This is a genomic window from [Rhizobium] kunmingense (genome assembly GCF_977018605.1).
This window is the reverse complement of record NZ_CDRNXG010000001.1, coordinates 881,806-899,117: the sequence shown is the minus strand read 5'-3', so window position 1 is coordinate 899,117 and position 17,312 is coordinate 881,806. Positions and strand designations below refer to the sequence as shown.

The window sequence follows — 17,312 nt, the reverse complement described above, 5'->3', positions numbered from 1 at the left end:
GGTCGATCTTAAGGACGGATGAAGCCGCCTTACGGCAGGTTCTTCATCATCTCGGGGGTCATCACCATCATGTTGGTATTGAGGTGATGCATGACCCAGAGCGATCCGACGAGCGCGATCACCACGATGACGATCGTGAAGATCAGCGCCATCATCGTCCAGCCGCCTTCCGACTTGGTGTTCATGTGCAGGAAGTAGATCATGTGAACGACGATCTGCACGACACCGAGGATCATGATCGCCGCAACGGTGGCGATCTTGCTGTCGAGCACGTCGCCCATCACCAGCCAGAACGGAATGGCGGTCAGGATGACCGACAGAACGAAGCCGGTGACATAGCTCTTGAACGAGCCATGGCTGGATTCGTGGCCATGGCCGTGATGCGCGTCGTGTGCATCGTGGTGCGAAGAAGCGTTACCACTCATCCGACTACTCCCATGAGATAGACAACAGAGAAGACACCGATCCAGATGACGTCGAGGAAGTGCCAGAACATCGACAGGCACATCAGGCGACGGCGGTTTTCCGGGATCAGGCCGAACTTGCTGACCTGAACCATCAGCGTCACGAGCCAGATGATACCGAAGGTGACGTGCAGGCCGTGGGTACCGACCAGCGTGAAGAACGCCGACAGGAACGCCGAGCGCTGCGGCGTCGCACCCTCGTGGATCAGGTGGTAGAACTCGTACATTTCGATGCCGAGGAAGGCGAGGCCGAACAGGCCGGTGATGCCGAGCCAGAACAGCGTTTCCTGCTTGGCGCCGCGTTCCATCTGCAGCATCGCGAAACCGTAGGTGATCGACGAGAACAGCAGCATCGCGGTGTTGATCGCGATGAGCTTCAGGTCGAACAGGTCGGCCGGCGAAGGGCCGGCCGCATAATTGCGGCCGACGACGGCATAGGTTGCGAACAGCATCGCGAAGATAAGGCAGTCGCTCATCAGGTACAGCCAGAACCCAAGGTTCGTGCTGCTTTCCGCGTGCGGCTCTTCGTCGACGTAGAATTGCGGGTTTTCCGCGGTTTGGGCTTCAATCTTGCTCATTGTTACACCTGCTTCGCCAGCAGTTCGGTGCGCCGGGTCTCCTCGGCTTCCACCGCATCCGCGGGAATGTAGTAGTCACGCTTGTAGTTGAAGGTGTGGGCAATCGAGACCGCCAGGATGGCGATGAACGACAGCGCAGCCAGCCACCACATGTACCAGATCAGGCCGAAGGCAAGCGCCACGCTGAGGCCGGAGAGGATCACACCGGTGCCGGTGTTCTTCGGCATGTGGATCGGCTTGTAGCCCTGCAGCTTGCGCACGTGGCCGCGGTTCTTCATGTCGTACCAGCTGTCATGGTCATAGACGATCGGCGTGAACGCGAAGTTGTATTCCGGCGGCGGCGAAGACGTCGACCATTCCAGCGTACGGCCGTTCCACGGGTCGCCCGTCTCGTCCTTCAGCTGCTCGCGCTTGAAGTAGCTGACGACGAGCTGGATGACGAAGGAGGCGATGCCGATCGCGATCATCCCGGCGCCACAGGCGGCGATGATGAACCAGATCTGCAGCGACGGATCTTCGAACTGCGAAACGCGGCGGGTAACACCCATCAGGCCGAGCACATAGAGCGGCATGAAGGCGAAGTAGAAGCCGACGAACCAGAACCAGAAGCTCATCTTGCCCCAGAAGGGATCGAGCTTGTAGCCGAATGCCTTCGGGAACCAGTAGGTGACGCCGGCCATCAGGCCGAACAGCACGCCGCCGATGATCACGTTATGGAAGTGGGCGATCAGGAACAGTGAGTTGTGGAGCACGAAGTCAGCCGGCGGAACCGCCAGCATGACGCCGGTCATGCCACCGATGACGAAGGTGATCATGAAGCCGATCGTCCACAGCATCGGCACTTCGTAGCGAATGCGGCCGCGATACATCGTGAACAGCCAGTTGAAGATCTTCGCACCCGTGGGGATGGAGATGATCATCGTGGTGATGCCGAAGAAGGCGTTGACCGAAGCGCCCGAACCCATGGTGAAGAAGTGGTGCAGCCATACGAGGTACGACAGGACCATGATCACACAGGTCGCGTAGACCATCGAGGCATAGCCGAACAGGCGCTTGCCGGAGAAGGTCGCAACGACTTCGGAGAAGATGCCGAAGGCCGGAAGGATCAGGATGTAGACTTCCGGGTGGCCCCAGATCCAGATCAGGTTCACGTACATCATCGGGTTGCCGCCGAGATCGTTCGTGAAGAAGTTCGTGCCGACGTAACGGTCAAGCGACAGAAGCGCCAGCGTTGCGGTCAGGATCGGGAAGGTGGCGACGATCAGGATGTTGGTGCAGAGCGAGGTCCAGGTGAAGACGGGCATCTTCATGAAGGACATGCCGGGAGCACGCATCTTGACGATCGTGGCGATCAGGTTGATGCCGGAAAGCGTCGTTCCCACACCGGCGACCTGAAGTCCCCAGATGTAATAGTCGACACCGACGCCGGGGCTGTAATCCGCGCCCGAAAGCGGCGGATAGGCCAGCCAGCCGGTGCGTGCGAATTCGCCGACGAACAGCGAGATCATGATGATGATCGCACCGGCAGTCGTCATCCAGAACGAGAAGTTGTTCAGGAACGGGAACGAGACGTCACGCGCGCCGATCTGCAGCGGTACGACATAGTTCATGAAACCCGTCACGAAAGGCATCGCGACGAAGAAGATCATGATCACGCCGTGGGCGGTGAAGATCTGGTCGTAGTGGTGGGCGTTGAGGTAGCCCTCGTTGCCGTTGAAGGCAATCGCCTGCTGGATACGCATCATGATCGCGTCTGCGAAGCCGCGGAACAGCATGATGATGGCCAGGATGATGTACATGATACCGATCTTCTTGTGATCGATACTGGTGATCCAGTCACGCCACAGCGGACCCCACCACTTCATGTAGGTGAGGAGGCCGAGCAGTGCGATGCCCCCGAGGGCGACGGCACAGAAGGTGGCGATCAGGATCGGCTCGTGAAGGGGGATCGAGTCGAGGGTCAACCGACCGAAGATAAACTTCAGGAGGTCTGGATCAGATAACATGGGGTAACCCGTTCATTGATGTCGTGGGACGCAAAGCGCCAGGTTCAATTGCTATTGAGCTGGGCCGGTGCGGCCCCTTCGCTTTCAGTGTTCGCGCCGGGGGCCGTATGGCCCTCATGCGCGTTGCTTTCATGCGGAGCGACGTCGCTCTTGGCAGGTTCGCCGGATGCCGGAACGGTCGCCCCGTGGGCGTTGCTCAGGTCGGCATGGCGGTCGTCATGCGTCAGACGCTCGACGTTTTCGTGGCTTTCCACGCCGGCGCCACCCATCATGTCGATGTGCATCATCTCGTCCATGCACATCTTGCCTTCGGCAACGCACATGTTGAGAACGCGGCGATAAAGGCCGTCCTCGACGGTGGCGAAGTAACGGACGGGCTCGCGCTCGCTCGGCTTTTCAAGCGTCAGATAGGCGTTGCGGTTGAGCGCGGTGCCGTTCTGCTTGACGCGGGCGATCCAGCCGTCGAAGCCTTCGTTGTTCAGCGCGTGGAACTTGAAGCGCATGTGCGAGAAGCCGGCGCCCGAATAGTTGGACGACAGGCCGTCGAAGACGCCTTCCTTGTTGATCACGGCGTGAAGCTTCGTTTCCATGCCCGGCATCGTGTAGATCATGCCTGCAAGCGCCGGAACGTAGAAGGAGTTCATCACCGACGATGCGGTCAGCTTGAAGGTGATCGGACGATCGACCGGAGCTGCCATCTCGTTGACGGTGGCGATACCGTATTCCGGATAGAAGAACAGCCACTTCCAGTCGAGCGCGACGACTTCGACTTCGAGCGGGCGGGTGTCGGCCGGAATTTCGCGCTCTGCATCGAGGCGATCGAGCGGCCTGTAGGGATCCAGCCGGTGGGTGCTGATCCAGGTGATTGCGCCGAGCGCGATGATGATCGCGAGCGGAGCCGCCCAGATCACCACTTCGAGGCGGGTCGAATGATGCCATTCGGGATCATACTTGGCCGTGGTGTTGGACTGGCGGTAGTGCCAGGCAAAGTAGAGGGTCAGGAACAATACCGGCACGATGATCAGCAGCATCAAGACCGTCGAGACGACGATCAGATCGGCCTGCTGCTGGGCGATATCGCCGGACGGCGACATCACCACGAGACTACAGCCCGACATGATGGGGAGGATCATAAGGAGGGAAAGTTGGCAAAGACGCCGTAAAATTGGGGACATTGGTCTGCTCAAACTTGCTATTTGTCTAGTTCGCGTATCGGAGCGCCGCCAGGTTCTCCATGAGGTGTTTCGTCGCAGTGCAGCATTTTCTTTGCCATTGCAATGGGCAAAAGGGCGATTCGAAAGAATGCAATGGTGGCGATTTGGCGGCAATTTAACGCATAAGCCCCCCCTACAACAGACGGGTGTCACCAAATGATGAAGAAGGCCGCGTGAACGACCAAAAAGCGTAATCGGGACCTTATTTTAGCAAATAAAAAAATTATCCGAAAATCTTGATTGACAACGCCTCTGGCCAACATTCTCTTGTCTATAGTCATGTTGCGAAGGAGGACGCAGGTCATGGTTGAAGCAGCAATTCATCCGTCGTCATCGGCGATGGAACGCGACGCCCGGCATATGCATGATGACAAGCCGGTTTCGGCCGGAAACATTGCCATCGGCGTGATCATCGGCCGGACGTCGGAGTTTTTTGACTTTTTCGTGTTCGGTCTCGGTTGCGTACTGGTTTTTCCCCGGCTCGTGTTCTCGTTCGTCCCCGATCCGGTAACCGCGACGCTTTATTCTTTCGCGATTTTTTCCCTGGCGTTCCTGGCGCGTCCCGTCGGCTCGTTCGTTTTCAGCTGGATCGACCGCAACTATGGTCGCGGCACGAAGCTGACGACGGCTTTGCTGATTCTCGGCGGCTCCACCGCATCGATCGCATTCTTGCCCGGCTATGATTCGATCGGCATGTGGTCGCCCGCCCTTCTGGCGCTTTTCCGGCTCGGTCAGGGTTTTGCCCTCGGCGGCGCCTGGGATGGACTGGCCTCGCTGCTCGCCAAGAGCGCCCCGCCGAACCGCCGCGGCTTCTACGCCATGATCCCGCAATTGGGTGCGCCGGTCGGTTTTGCCCTGGCCAGCATCCTGTTCGGCTATTTCGTCGTCAGCCTGTCCAGCGCCGACTTCCTCGACTGGGGCTGGCGTTACCCGTTCTTCGTCGCTTTCGCCATCAACGTCGTCGCGCTGTTTGCGCGTCTGCGCATCGTCGCGTCGCATGAATTCGGCGAAGCGCTCGAAAGCCACGAACTGGAGCCGAAGCCGATTTCCGAAATGCTCAAGGTCCATGGCTTTGACGTCGTCATCGGGGCGTTCGTTCCCTTGGCCAGCTTCGCCATGTTCCACCTGGTCACGATCTTCCCGCTGAGCTGGGTCACGCTGTTTGGTGGTCAATCGGCCGGCTCGTTCCTGTTCATCCAGGTTCTGGGCGCAATCGTCGGCTTTGCGACGATCGTTCTCTCCGGCTTCATGGCGGACCGCTTCGGCCGGCGTCGGCAATTGCTGATCGGCGCGATCATCATCGCGATCTTCAGTTTCTCCGCACCGTTCCTGCTTAATGCCGGTGCGTCGGGGCAGGCAGCCTTCATCATTCTGGGCTTTGCTATCCTCGGCCTGTCCTTCGGCCAGGCGTCGGGTGCGGTGTCGTCACGCTTCTCCAGCAGCTATCGCTATACCGGTTCGGCCCTGACATCCGATATCGCATGGCTGGTCGGAGCAGGCTTCGCACCGCTGGTAGCACTCGGTCTTGCCAGCAATTTCGGCATCATCTTCATCGGAGGCTACCTGATCTCCGGCGCGATCTGTACGATCCTCGCGCTGGTTCTCAGTCGCACGATCGATACCCCCGATGCGCCTGCGGCACGTTAGGCCGGCCGTTCGCCGCCGTCGCTCTTGAAATTGTGCCGCGATCATCTGAAAACGTCACGGGCTTCCGGCAAGGAGGCCCGTGATTTTGCGTTGGGAGGCAAGGAATGCAGGCGATGACCAGGGGCGATGCGGCGGTAAGGCTTGAGAATGTCGGCCGCGTGTTCGGCAATACGGCGGCTCTGCGCAATCTCTCGCTGGAAATAGCAAGGGGGGAAGTCCTGTCCCTCGTCGGTCACTCCGGTTGCGGCAAGTCTACCCTGCTGCGCATAATCGCCGGCGTCGAGACCATCGACGGCGGACGCCTGTTTCTCGATGGCAGGCAGGTGGATGGCGACGCTTTCGTCGAGCCTGAGGCACGCGGCGTCGGCTTCGTCTTCCAGGATTACGCGCTCTTTCCGCATCTGAGCGTCCGCGACAACATCCTTTTCGGCCTCAAGCGCTGGCCGAAGGCGAAGGCCGCCGAAAGCGCCGATGACGTTGCGCGGCGTGCCGGCGTCACGCATCTGATCGATCGTTTCCCCCACACCCTGTCCGGCGGCGAACAGCAGCGGGTGGCGCTTGCCCGCGCTCTGGCGCCGCAGCCGGGCATCGTCCTTCTCGACGAGCCGTTTTCCAATCTCGATCAGGGCCTGCGTGCCCGAGTGCGGCAGGAAACCCTGTCGCTTCTGAAATCTCTCGGCACCACCGTCGTCATGGTGACCCACGACCCGCAGGAAGCGCTGTCATCCGGCGATCGCGTCGTCCTTATGCGGGCCGGCGAGATCGTCCAGGCAGGCTCCGCCTATGACCTCTACGATCGGCCCGTAAACGCCTATGCTGCCGATTTCTTCTGCGACGCCAACAAGGTGCCCGGTATTCTCGAAGGCGCCGACGTGCTGACCCCGATCGGCCGGTTTGCCGCCGGTTCGGCTACGCTCGGCCGTGACGTGGTTCTTCATGTCCGCCCTCAGGCAATCGCCGTATCGCCCGACCGGGGCGACATTCCCGCCCGCATAGAGGCCCGCCTGTTCCAGGGGGAGGCGCAGCAGGTCCTGCTGCGTGTCGAGGGCCTGGATACACCCTTGTCCGCCATAACGCGGGACAGGATCCCCGAGCATGTGGCGGAGGTCAGGATCACCATTTCGCCGCAGCAGGTCTTGATGTTCTGAAGCCTTCGATTGCAATGCGGCGACCTGGATGGATAAATTTTCCGTGATGATCATTATAGGTTGAAAATTAAACTTGACCATGCAGATCATGAAATGCTGCATGCGGGCATGTTCATTCCATAGGAGGAGTTTCATGAACCCGCACCCCATTCTCGCCTCGGCCCTTCTGTCCGCTTCGATGCTTGCGGCGCCCGCGCTCGCCTCTGCGGCCGAGATCAACGTCTACACGACGCGCGAACCGGCGCTGGTCGCCCCGCTTCTCGAAGCCTTCACCAAGTCGACCGGCACCAAGGTCAACACCGTATTCCTCAAGGACGGCCTAGCCGAGCGCGTCGCATCGGAAGGCGCAAGCTCGCCTGCGGATATCCTGATGATGGTCGATGCCGGCAACCTCGTCGACCTTGCCGAAAAGGGTGTGACGCAGCCGATCGAATCCACTGTCCTCAACGAAGCGATCCCCGCCGAGCTGCGCGACGGCAAGGGCCACTGGTTCGGCCTTTCCTATCGCGCCCGCGTGCTCTACGCCGCCAAGGACCTCGATCTTACGGCCTTCAACTACGAGGATCTCGCCGATCCGAAATGGAAGGGCAAGGTCTGCATCCGTTCGGGCCAGCATCCCTATAACACGGCCCTGTTTGCCGATTACATTGCCCATTACGGCGCGGAAGAAACCGAAAAGTGGCTGACCGGCGTCAAGGACAATCTTGCCCGCAAGGCCGCCGGCGGCGACCGTGATGCGGCCAAGGATATCCTCGGCGGCATTTGCGATATCGGCGTCGCCAATTCCTATTATGTCGGCCTGATGAAGTCCGGCAAGGGCGGCGAAGAGCAGGCGAAGTGGGTCGAAGCCATCAAGGTCGTGCTGCCGACCTTCAAGAACGGCGGAACCCAGGTCAATATCAGTGGTGCCGCAGTCGCCAAGAATGCGCCGAACAAGGAAGAGGCCGTCAAGCTCCTGGAATATCTCGTCTCGGATGAGGCCCAGAAGATCTACGCCGAAGCCAATTACGAATACCCGGTCAAGGCCGGCGCTGCCATCGATCCGATCATCGCCTCCTTCGGCGAGTTGAAGATCGACAACAAGCCGCTGACCGAAATCGTCAGCCATCGCAAGCAGGCGAGCGAGCTGGTCGACAAGGTCGGCTTCGACAACTGAGCGATATCGTCATCATGAGCACGGTACCCCGGCGGAAAACGCACCGGGGTACCTTTACGTTTCTACAGCATGGATGCCTCAATGCCCGCCAGTGGAACTCGTGCCGCCAGTGGCTCTCGCGCCAGTGGCTCCCGTGTCGGAAGCGGCTCTCGCGCCGGAAGCGCCGGGCGCCGTCACAGCCGATGGCTCGTTCTCTCCACGCTTGTCGCCGCCATCGTCGTCCTTCCCGTCGCAGGTCTTGCATTTGAGGCGTTGAAAGGGTCGGCCGGGCTCTGGGCGCATCTGGTTTCCACCGTCCTGCCGGTCGCCTTTGTCGATACCGTCATCCTTCTCGCCGGTGTCGGCGTCCTGACGGCATGTCTCGGCACGACGACCGCCTGGTTGGTCACCGCCTACGAGTTTCCCGGCCGCCGGGTGCTCGAATGGGCACTGCTCCTGCCGCTTGCGGTGCCGACCTACATCATCGCCTATGCCTATCTCGATATCCTGCACCCGATCGGCTCGGTACAGGGGGCAATCCGCTGGGTGCTCGGCTATGAAACCCCGCGCCAGTTCCGCCTGCCCGATATCCGCTCGATGACCGGCTGCATCCTGCTGCTCGGCTTCGTGCTCTACCCCTATGTCTATATCCCCACGCGGGCGATGTTCCTCACCCAGTCCGGCAATCTGGTCGATGCAGCCCGCACGCTTGGCACGTCCAGCCACGCAGTCTTCTGGCGTGTCGCGCTGCCTCTTGCACGGCCCGCCGTGGCGATCGGCGTTGCGTTGGCGCTGATGGAAACCCTCAATGATGTCGGGGCTGCCGAATTCCTCGGCGTCAGAACCATGACCGTCTCGATCTATACGACCTGGATCACCCGTACCGATCTGCCGGGCGCATCGCAGATCGCGCTCGCCCTGCTGGTGATCGTCGTCGCGCTTGTCATGATGGAACGCTGGGCGCGCCGCCGGCAGCGCTATGCCACCGATGCCCGCCGTAGCCGTGCGTTCGCGCCACTGCGTCTCTCCCGCGCGCGGGGCCTGCTCTGTCTCGCAGCCGGTTGCCTGCCGGTCATCGTCGGGTTCGTCGCTCCCGCCATCTACCTCGTCTCCGAAGCCTGGAAACGCTATCGCTTCGCCGGCCTGTCCGATCGCATCCTCGGCGAGGCGGTCAGCACCCTCGCAATCGCGACGATCGCCACCGTGCTGACCGTTGGCCTTGGCCTCGTCCTTGCCTATGCCACGCGCGTGCGCCCCGGAAAGGCCTCTGCCGCTATGCTGCGTTTCTCCTCCCTCGGCTATGCCGCGCCCGGAACGGTCGTCGCCATCGGTGTCCTCATCGTGCTGGCCGGTTTCGACCGCATGGTCGATGCCGCGACAATCCGGTGGTTCGGCGTCTCGACAGGCCTGCTTTTCATGGGGTCGGGGGCAGCCGTCGTCTATGCCCTGACCGTCCGCTTTCTGGCGATCTCCGCAGGCGGCATAGAAGCGGGCCTGTCGCGTATACCTCTTGCGCTCGATCACGCGTCGCGCACGCTCGGCCAGGGCAGTCTTGGCACGTTCCGGCATGTCCACCTGCCGCTGTCACGCACCGCCATCTCGGCCGCCGCACTTCTCGTTTTCGTCGATTGCGTCAAGGAACTGCCGGCCACCCTGCTGCTGCGCCCGCTCAATGTCGAAACCTTCGCCACGCATCTTTATGGCGAGGCGGCAAGGGGAACCTATGAGGAAGCGGCAATCGCCGCGCTTGCCATCGTCGCCATCAGCATCCTGCCGGTCATCCTTCTGTCGCGCGTCGGCCGCGACCGCCAGAGCACCGGTCACTGACACGCCTGGCTGGGATTTTGGCGCGCCTACAGAAATGCAGGAGATGTGCGGAGTAATTTTCCAAGGCGCCAAGTCTAGGGCAGGTAACACTGCGCCAACTGTTCTGCCCCTATGTCAGAATGTCATGGAAATCCGGGCGCATATATGGTTAATGAGCTCAATATTCTAAGACTGAATGCAGTATGCGACTATCGTCATGTTGGCGGATATGGAAATAATCAGAAAAAATCCCGATCTGCTGGATGTTGTCAAAAGACAATCCGGCCATCTCCTTGGTATTCACGGTGAAAAGCCGCGTCTTGCATCCATCTTTTCCTGTCAGGACCGCTGGCTCATGGCCCATATCGGCCTCGCCCTGCATTTCGAAAGCATCATGGATGAAGGGCGCGAGCGCCTCAGCGCTGCAAGCTTCATCCGTCGCGTGACGCATCACCAGGTCGCCAGCCGCAACACCGCATCCGCCTTTCTCAACGAGATGCTCAAATACGGCGTCATCAGGCAGCACCCCCACCCGACGGACCGGCGCATGCGCATCATGGCGCCGGCGGAAGCGACGGTCGAAGCCTTCGCCGGCTGGATCGGCCTGCATTTCATGTCGCTCGATGCACTCGATGGGGGAGGGCGTCTCGCTTGGTTCGAGAATGCCTCGCCCGAAACGGTCGCCCTGCTGCAGCCGGCCATCGCCATGGGGCTTCTGCACGACCAGACGACCCGTGACCCGCATCAGGCTTTCGCCCATTTCATGTGGATGAACAGCGGCTTCCTGGTCACCGAACGGCTTATCGCTGCGCTCTCGGATCACGATGCCGAAGGCGATACCCTGCCGCTGGCCCTGTCCTCGATCGCCGAATTGACGGAAGGTATCAACCTGTCGCGCTCGCACGCGGCACGAAAGGTCAATGAGGCGGAAGATCGTGGAATTCTGGGGTGGAGCGGCACCAAGGGCCGTTCCACGATGTGGGTTTCGAAGGCCTTCGTCGAGAGCTTCCTCGATATCCAGGCTGCCAAACTGTCGATCATCGACGGCGCCCTGCGTGCCCATTTCGGCGGTCAGCCCATCGGGCTCATGCTTGCCGGCGCAAGATAGGTCGTTATCGTCGCCGCACCGCATGCGATCGATTGCCGAGGCCGCGATTGCCAAGGCTGCACCCGGCGCCTATGGTTGCGCCGCACATTCATTTCGTCTTTGCCTTGGAACGGGAGTCCCGCTGTGGCTGGCCTGCGCGCGTTTTTCGTCCTGCTGAGCTTTATCGCTCTCCTCGCGGCGATCCTCATCGGCGCGCTCGATTCCATCCAGTCGGTCGCCTCGTCGCAGGTCGTGCTCACCAGCCTGGGCAATGCCTGGCTCAGCATCGATCCCGAAAGCCTGACACTGGCAGAACTGTCGGCTAGTGACTATATCAGTGCCGATATATGGCGACCTTTCGTTGCGCCGGTTCTGGCACAGCCGGCAACCGCGGTTTTTCTGGCCCTGGCTCTGGTCTTCTGGATGCTCGGCTACAAAAACCGCCCCTTTGCCGGCCGTTTCTCGGTCTAGGGCAGAAGCCGGACGATGCTACACGTCGGGCGCATTTGGAAGCATCGCAACGTGTTTCGGTGCCGGAAAGGCCGCCGCAGAAAAATGTCGTCGGATATGGAGGTGAAAATGTTCCTGAGCGAAATCTTCAACAAGAAGACGGTCATGCCGTCTGCCGACACCGCGCTGCCGGGCCGACCCGAGCCGATCCCGACATCCGAACTGCATTTCGTCAGCGGCCGCCCGCTGATGGAACCCTATCCGCAGGGGCTTGAAGTGGCCTATCTCGGCATGGGCTGCTTCTGGGGTGCCGAGCGCCTGTTCTGGAAACTGCCGGGCGTCCATGTGACGGCGGTTGGCTATGCCGGCGGCATCACGCCAAACCCCACCTATCACGAAACGACCACCGGCCTCACCGGCCACGCGGAAATCGTCAAGATCGTCTTCGATCCGAAACTCGTGTCCTACCGCCAGTTGCTGAAACTGTTCTTCGAGGAGCATGATCCCACCCAGGGCATGCGTCAGGGCAACGATATCGGTACCACCTATCGTTCGGCGATATACACCACCACCGAGGAGCAGGAACGGCAGGCGCGTGAGGCGCTGGATGCGTTCCAGGACGCGCTGGCCCGTGCCGGCCGCGACACGCCGATCACCACGGAACTCGCGCCCGCACCGGTCTTCTATTACGCTGAAGACTATCACCAGCAATACCTGGCCAAGAATCCGGCCGGCTATTGCGGGCTCAAGGGCACCGGCGTGTCCTGCCCGGTCGACAAGGTCGCATGACCATCGCGGGAGCCTGATCCCGATCGCCGCGGATTTGTGCAGATCCGCGGCTAAATTATGCAGCCTGCCAAAGGGATAGGCGATTTTACCGGTTGAAAAAAATCGGATGAATTTTTCTGCCGCACATGCAAGAGTAGAGAAAGCCAAGCCTTCGAAGAGGGGGGCAGGTGACCGCATGGCGTTCGCTGGTCGAGCCCGCGGGAGGACCCAAACATTTAAAAAAGCAGGGCTGCATGATGAAGAAAACCCTTTTGAGCCTTCTTGCCGTGGCTGCGATGTCGACGACCGCTCTGGCCGCCGAAATCAGGCCGGCGTTGGTGTATGGCACCGGCGGCAAGTTCGACAAGTCTTTCAATGAAGCGGCTCATGCCGGCGCCGAGGCCTACAAGGCGGAAACCGGCACCGAATATCGCGATTTCGAACCGACCAGCGACACGCAGGGCGAGCAGGCGATCCGCAATTTCGCCAGCCGCGGCTATAATCCGGTCGTCGCCGTCTCCTTCGCCTGGACCTCGGCGATGGAAAAGGTCGCAGCCGAATTCCCCGACACCAAGTTCGTCATCGTTGATTCCGTCGTGGAACTGCCGAATGTCCGTTCGGTCGTCTACAAGGAAGAGGAAGGCTCCTACCTCACCGGCATTCTCGCCGGCATGGCGTCGAAGACCGGCAAGGTCGGCTTCGTCGGTGGCATGGATATCCCGCTCATCCGCAAATTCGCCTGCGGTTATGCGCAGGGCGTCAAGTCGGTCAAGGCCGATGCGGAAGTCTTCCAGAACATGGTCGGCACGACCGGTGCGGCGTGGAACGACCCGGTTCGCGGCGGTGAGCTGACCAAGAACCAGATCGACCAGGGCGCCGATGTCATCTACGCGGCAGCCGGCGCATCCGGTATCGGCGTTCTGCAGACGGCAGCCGACAACAAGAAGTTCTCGATCGGCGTCGATTCGAACCAGAACCACCTGCATCCGGGTTCGGTCCTCACCTCGATGGTCAAGCGCGTCGATCTCGCCGTCTACAACGCCTACAAGGATGCGGCTGAAGACAAGTTCACTGCCGGCATCCAGGCAAACGGCGTCGCCGACGACGGCGTGACGGCTGCCATCGATGACAACAACAAGGCGCTGATCACGCCGGAAATGCAGGCCGCCGTCGACAAGGCCAAGGCCGATATCATTGCCGGCACGGTCAAGGTTCACGACTACATGACGGACAATTCCTGCCCGATGTAAGTCATCTGTAGAAGGGGCGCGTGGCGGTATCCGCCGCGCGCCCTTTTTTCGTATCAGGATAAGGTTGAACCATTGAGCCTGTCTTCTCCAGACCGCGAGCCTGCGATCGAACTTGTCGGCATCGACAAGAAATTCGGGCAGGTCCACGCCAACAAGAACATCAATCTGTCCGTTGCCAAGGGCTCGATCCACGGCATTATCGGCGAAAACGGCGCCGGCAAGTCGACCCTGATGTCGATCCTCTATGGCTTCTACCATGCCGACGAAGGCGAGATCCGCATCCAGGGCAGGCCCGTGGCGATCCGCGACAGCCAGACGGCAATCGCCGCCGGCATCGGCATGGTCCACCAGCATTTCATGCTGGTCGAGAATTTCACCGTCCTGGAAAATGTCATGCTCGGGGCCGAAGGCGGCCAGCTTCTGGCAAAGGGCGTCGCCGGTGCCCGCAAGGAGCTGAAGCGGCTTGAGACGGATTACGGCCTTGAAGTCGATCCGGACGCACTGATCGAGGAACTGCCGGTCGGCAGCCAGCAGCGTGTCGAGATCCTGAAGGCCCTCTATCGCGGTGCCGATATCCTCATCCTCGACGAGCCGACGGGCGTGCTCACCCCCGCCGAGGCCGATCACCTGTTCCGCATCCTCGAAGTCCTGCGCGATCAGGGCAAGACCATCCTTCTCATCACCCACAAGCTGCGCGAGATCATGGCGATCACCGATGAAGTCTCGGTCATGCGCCGCGGCGAAATGGTGGCCACCCGCAAGACGGCGGAAACGAGTGCAGCCGAACTCGCCGAACTCATGGTCGGCCGCCGCGTTCTGCTGCGCGTCGAAAAGGAAGAGGCCAATCCCGGCCCGGTGCTTCTGTCGGTCAGGAACCTGAGCGTCAAGGATGGCCGCGGCGTCACCATGGTCGACGACGTCTCCTTCGATGTCCGCGCCGGCGAAATCGTCGGCATTGCCGGTGTTGCCGGTAACGGCCAGTCGGAGCTGCTCGAGGCGCTGGCCGGCATCCGCAAGCCGGTCTCCGGCCAGATCCTGGTCGAAGGCAAGCCGGTCGAGGCCGCCGATCCCGCTCTGCTGCGAAAGCTCGGCCTCGCCCATATCCCCGAAGACCGCCATCACATGGGCCTTGTCCTGAAATTCGAGGAATACGAGAATTCCATCCTCGGCTATCACCACGACGAGCGCTATGGCCGCGGCGCGATGCTGGATCTCGAAGCGATCCGCAAAAGCGCCGAGGAGCAGATCGCCAAATACGACATCCGCCCGCCGAACCCGCGGCTGAAGACCGCAAACTTTTCCGGCGGCAACCAGCAGAAGATCGTCGTCGCCCGCGAGATCGAGCGCGATCCGAAAATGCTTCTGATCGGCCAGCCGACCCGCGGCGTCGATATCGGCGCGATCGAATTCATCCACCGCCGCATCATCGAGATGCGCGACGCCGGCAAGGCCGTGCTGCTCGTCTCGGTCGAACTCGACGAGATCCGCTCGCTGTCGGACCGCATCCTCGTCATGTTCGCCGGCAAGGTCGTCGGCGAAAAGCCGTCGGATGCGGACGAGCAGACGCTGGGCCTGATGATGGCGGGTATCGCGGCATGACGGTTTCCGCAATGAATGGACTTTTGGAGTACGCAATGCGCGACGCACGCCTCAAAACCGGCGATGAGGGGAGGGGCGCATGAGCACGGCTTCCGTCCCGCTACCCGCCTGGATCAACTATGGCGTCATCCCGCTCCTCAACCTCGTTCTCGCGCTGCTTTTCTCCGGCCTTGTCGTCTGGTCGATCGGCGAAAGCCCGCTCGATGCCTTGAACTTCCTCATTCAGGGCGCGCTCGGCCGCGGGGATGCGATCGGCTTCACGCTGTTCTACACGACAAGCTTCATCTTCACCGGCCTCTCGGTCGCCGTTGCCTTCCATGCCGGCCTGTTCAATATCGGTTCGGAAGGTCAGGCCTATGTCGGCGGCCTGGGTGCCGCACTCGTTGCCCTGTCGCTCGATCATTACGTGCCGTGGTACGTCACCATGCCGTTCGCCATTGCCGGTGCCGCCATCTTCGGGGCCGCCTGGGCCTTCATTCCCGCCTGGCTGCAGGCCAAGCGGGGCAGTCATGTCGTCATCACGACGATCATGTTCAATTTCATCGCCGCGGCCCTGATGGTCTATCTGCTGGTCAACGTCTTCATCGTGCCCGGCAAGATGGCGCCCGAAACCCGCACATTCCTGGCCGGCGGCCAGCTTCCCAAGCTCGACTGGCTGATGGCATTGTTCGGCCTGAGGCTCGGGCCGGCACCCTTCAACGTCTCGTTCATCATCGCGCTCGTCATGTGCTTTCTCGTCTGGCTGCTCATCTGGCGCACCCGTCTCGGTTATGAAATGCGCACGCTCGGCATCAGCCCGTCGGCCGCCGTCTATGCCGGCATCCCTTATGTGCGCACCGTCATCATCGCCATGCTGATTTCCGGCGGTCTGGCCGGCATGATGGCGCTCAACGCCGTCATGGGCGCCTCGGCCCGTCTGCAGGTGGAATTCGTCGCCGGCGCGGGCTTCGTCGGCATCGCCGTGTCGCTGATGGGCCGCAGCCACCCGCTCGGCATCATCATCGCGGCCTTCCTGTTCGGCATTCTCTATCAGGGCGGCGCGGATCTCTCGTTTGAAATGCCCAACATCACCCGCGACATGATCGTCGTCATCCAGGGTCTCGTCATCTTCTTCGCCGGTGCGCTGGAATACATGCTGCGTCCGGCCATGGTGCGGCTCTATCAGGCGACGAGGGGGACATAAGCCATGGAATATTTCGATACATTCGTCAGCATCCTCGGCTCGGCCATCCGCCTGTCCATACCGCTTCTGTTCACCGCACTGGCCGGCCTCTTCTCGGAGCGCGCCGGCATTTTCGACATCGGCCTGGAAGGCAAGATGCTGGCCTCGGCCTTCGCCGCCGCCTGTGTCGCCTATTGGACCGGCAATGCATGGGCCGGCCTCGGCGCCGGCATCCTCATCGCCATCGTCTTCTCGCTGTTGCACGGCTTTGCCTCGATCACCAATCGCGGCAACCAGATCGTCTCCGGCGTGGCGCTGAATTTTATCGCCGCCGGGCTTACCATCGTGCTCGGCACCGCCTGGTTCAACCAGGGCGGCCGCACCGGTCAGGTGCCGCCGGAAGGCCGTTTCTCCGGCATCGTCCTGCCGGGCGCGGAGATGATGCGCGACGTGCCGATCATCGGCCCGCTCTATGCCAATGTCATCTCCGGCAACAACATTCTCACCTATATCGCCTTCCTCATGGTGCCGGTCTCCTGGTGGGTTCTCTACCGCACCCGCTTCGGCCTGCGGCTTCGCGCGGTGGGTGAAAATCCGGGCGCGGTCGATACGGCCGGCATTTCGGTCACCTGGCTGCGCTACCGTGCGCTCATCGTCACCGGCTTCCTCGCCGGTTTCGCCGGCACCTATCTGGCGATCGCCCAGTCCGCCGCCTTCATCAACAACATGTCGGCTGGCAAGGGCTATATCGCACTCGCCGCCCTCATCTTCGCCAAGTGGAAGCCCGTGCCGGTCATGTTCGCCTGCCTGCTTTTCGGCTTCCTCGATGCCTTCGCCAATTTCATGCAGGGCAAGTCCTTGCCGCTGATCGGCGAGGTCCCGGTACAGATCTTCCAGGCGCTGCCCTATATCCTCACCTGCATCCTGCTGGCCGGCTTCATCGGCGTCGCCCGCCCGCCCAAGGCCGGCGGCGTCGCCTATACGAAGGAGCGTTGAGT

Annotated in this window: 15 protein-coding genes; 11 read left to right on the top strand and 4 right to left on the bottom strand. The window is 61.2% G+C overall.

Going from position 1 to position 17,312, the window contains the following annotated elements:
* Positions 1-29: 29 nt before the first annotated feature.
* The 4 genes from cyoD to cyoA are packed head-to-tail and all read right to left on the bottom strand — an operon-like array spanning position 30 to position 4,223.
* Entirely contained in the window at positions 30-425 is a 396-nt protein-coding gene (gene cyoD / locus AC0JZ4_RS04570) for a cytochrome o ubiquinol oxidase subunit IV (protein WP_471885252.1), read from the bottom strand.
* Positions 422-1,042 (bottom strand): cytochrome o ubiquinol oxidase subunit III, encoded by a 621-nt coding sequence (gene cyoC / locus AC0JZ4_RS04565; protein WP_471885251.1) that lies wholly within the window; start codon positions 1,040-1,042, stop codon positions 422-424. Before cyoC ends, cyoD begins: the two co-directional genes overlap by 4 nt.
* Positions 1,043-1,044: 2 nt before the next feature.
* On the bottom strand, positions 1,045-3,048 hold the full coding sequence (gene cyoB / locus AC0JZ4_RS04560; protein ID WP_471885250.1) for a cytochrome o ubiquinol oxidase subunit I: 2,004 nt from the start codon (positions 3,046-3,048) through the stop codon (positions 1,045-1,047).
* Positions 3,049-3,092: 44 nt separating this feature from the next.
* Positions 3,093-4,223, bottom strand: a complete 1,131-nt coding sequence (cyoA, locus tag AC0JZ4_RS04555; protein ID WP_471885249.1) for a ubiquinol oxidase subunit II — start codon at positions 4,221-4,223, stop codon at positions 3,093-3,095.
* A gap of 342 nt (positions 4,224-4,565) precedes the next feature.
* Between cyoA and AC0JZ4_RS04550 the strand changes: the two genes are divergently transcribed.
* From AC0JZ4_RS04550 to AC0JZ4_RS04500, 11 genes are all read left to right on the top strand, one after another.
* Positions 4,566-5,909, top strand: coding sequence for an MFS transporter (locus AC0JZ4_RS04550; protein ID WP_471885248.1), 1,344 nt, complete (start codon positions 4,566-4,568; stop codon positions 5,907-5,909).
* Positions 5,910-6,013: 104 nt separating this feature from the next.
* A complete protein-coding gene (locus AC0JZ4_RS04545; RefSeq protein ID WP_471885247.1) occupies positions 6,014-7,057 on the top strand; it encodes an ABC transporter ATP-binding protein in 1,044 nt (347 codons plus the stop codon).
* 178 nt (positions 7,058-7,235) lie between these two features.
* Positions 7,236-8,213 (top strand): Fe(3+) ABC transporter substrate-binding protein, encoded by a 978-nt coding sequence (locus AC0JZ4_RS04540; protein WP_471887786.1) that lies wholly within the window; start codon positions 7,236-7,238, stop codon positions 8,211-8,213.
* A gap of 81 nt (positions 8,214-8,294) precedes the next feature.
* On the top strand, positions 8,295-10,019 hold the full coding sequence (locus AC0JZ4_RS04535; RefSeq protein ID WP_471885246.1) for an ABC transporter permease: 1,725 nt from the start codon (positions 8,295-8,297) through the stop codon (positions 10,017-10,019).
* Positions 10,020-10,353: 334 nt separating this feature from the next.
* Positions 10,354-11,106, top strand: coding sequence for a hypothetical protein (locus AC0JZ4_RS04530; RefSeq protein ID WP_471885245.1), 753 nt, complete (start codon positions 10,354-10,356; stop codon positions 11,104-11,106).
* A 123-nt stretch (positions 11,107-11,229) separates the two neighbouring features.
* On the top strand, positions 11,230-11,556 hold the full coding sequence (locus AC0JZ4_RS04525; RefSeq protein WP_471885244.1) for a hypothetical protein: 327 nt from the start codon (positions 11,230-11,232) through the stop codon (positions 11,554-11,556).
* Positions 11,557-11,664: 108 nt separating this feature from the next.
* Entirely contained in the window at positions 11,665-12,324 is a 660-nt protein-coding gene (gene msrA, locus AC0JZ4_RS04520; RefSeq protein ID WP_471885243.1) for a peptide-methionine (S)-S-oxide reductase MsrA, read from the top strand.
* A gap of 236 nt (positions 12,325-12,560) precedes the next feature.
* Positions 12,561-13,553, top strand: coding sequence for a BMP family lipoprotein (locus tag AC0JZ4_RS04515; protein WP_471887785.1), 993 nt, complete (start codon positions 12,561-12,563; stop codon positions 13,551-13,553).
* 72 nt (positions 13,554-13,625) lie between these two features.
* Positions 13,626-15,152 carry an ABC transporter ATP-binding protein gene (locus AC0JZ4_RS04510; RefSeq protein WP_471885242.1) on the top strand — a complete coding sequence of 509 codons (1,527 nt, stop codon included), beginning with the start codon at positions 13,626-13,628 and terminating at the stop codon, positions 15,150-15,152.
* Positions 15,153-15,231: 79 nt separating this feature from the next.
* Positions 15,232-16,335: an ABC transporter permease gene (locus tag AC0JZ4_RS04505; protein WP_471885241.1), complete on the top strand. Its 1,104-nt coding sequence runs from the start codon at positions 15,232-15,234 to the stop codon at positions 16,333-16,335.
* Between the two features lie 3 nt (positions 16,336-16,338).
* The gene (locus AC0JZ4_RS04500) at positions 16,339-17,310 is read left to right on the top strand and encodes an ABC transporter permease (RefSeq protein WP_471885240.1); all 972 of its coding nucleotides are present in this window, start codon (positions 16,339-16,341) and stop codon (positions 17,308-17,310) included.
* Positions 17,311-17,312 lie beyond the last annotated feature (2 nt).

Excerpts from the sequence above, each read along its gene's own strand:
- cyoD (WP_471885252.1), bottom strand. The coding sequence starts at position 425 with ATGAGTGGTAACGCTTCTTCGCACCACGATGCACACGACGCGCATCAC.
- cyoC (WP_471885251.1), bottom strand. The coding sequence starts at position 1,042 with ATGAGCAAGATTGAAGCCCAAACCGCGGAAAACCCGCAATTCTACGTC.
- cyoB (WP_471885250.1), bottom strand. The coding sequence starts at position 3,048 with ATGTTATCTGATCCAGACCTCCTGAAGTTTATCTTCGGTCGGTTGACC.
- cyoA (WP_471885249.1), bottom strand. The coding sequence starts at position 4,223 with ATGTCCCCAATTTTACGGCGTCTTTGCCAACTTTCCCTCCTTATGATC.
- AC0JZ4_RS04550 (WP_471885248.1), top strand. The coding sequence starts at position 4,566 with ATGGTTGAAGCAGCAATTCATCCGTCGTCATCGGCGATGGAACGCGAC.
- AC0JZ4_RS04545 (WP_471885247.1), top strand. The coding sequence starts at position 6,014 with ATGCAGGCGATGACCAGGGGCGATGCGGCGGTAAGGCTTGAGAATGTC.
- AC0JZ4_RS04540 (WP_471887786.1), top strand. The coding sequence starts at position 7,236 with ATGCTTGCGGCGCCCGCGCTCGCCTCTGCGGCCGAGATCAACGTCTAC.
- AC0JZ4_RS04535 (WP_471885246.1), top strand. The coding sequence starts at position 8,295 with ATGCCCGCCAGTGGAACTCGTGCCGCCAGTGGCTCTCGCGCCAGTGGC.
- AC0JZ4_RS04530 (WP_471885245.1), top strand. The coding sequence starts at position 10,354 with ATGGCCCATATCGGCCTCGCCCTGCATTTCGAAAGCATCATGGATGAA.
- msrA (WP_471885243.1), top strand. The coding sequence starts at position 11,665 with ATGTTCCTGAGCGAAATCTTCAACAAGAAGACGGTCATGCCGTCTGCC.
- AC0JZ4_RS04515 (WP_471887785.1), top strand. The coding sequence starts at position 12,561 with ATGAAGAAAACCCTTTTGAGCCTTCTTGCCGTGGCTGCGATGTCGACG.
- AC0JZ4_RS04505 (WP_471885241.1), top strand. The coding sequence starts at position 15,232 with ATGAGCACGGCTTCCGTCCCGCTACCCGCCTGGATCAACTATGGCGTC.
- AC0JZ4_RS04500 (WP_471885240.1), top strand. The coding sequence starts at position 16,339 with ATGGAATATTTCGATACATTCGTCAGCATCCTCGGCTCGGCCATCCGC.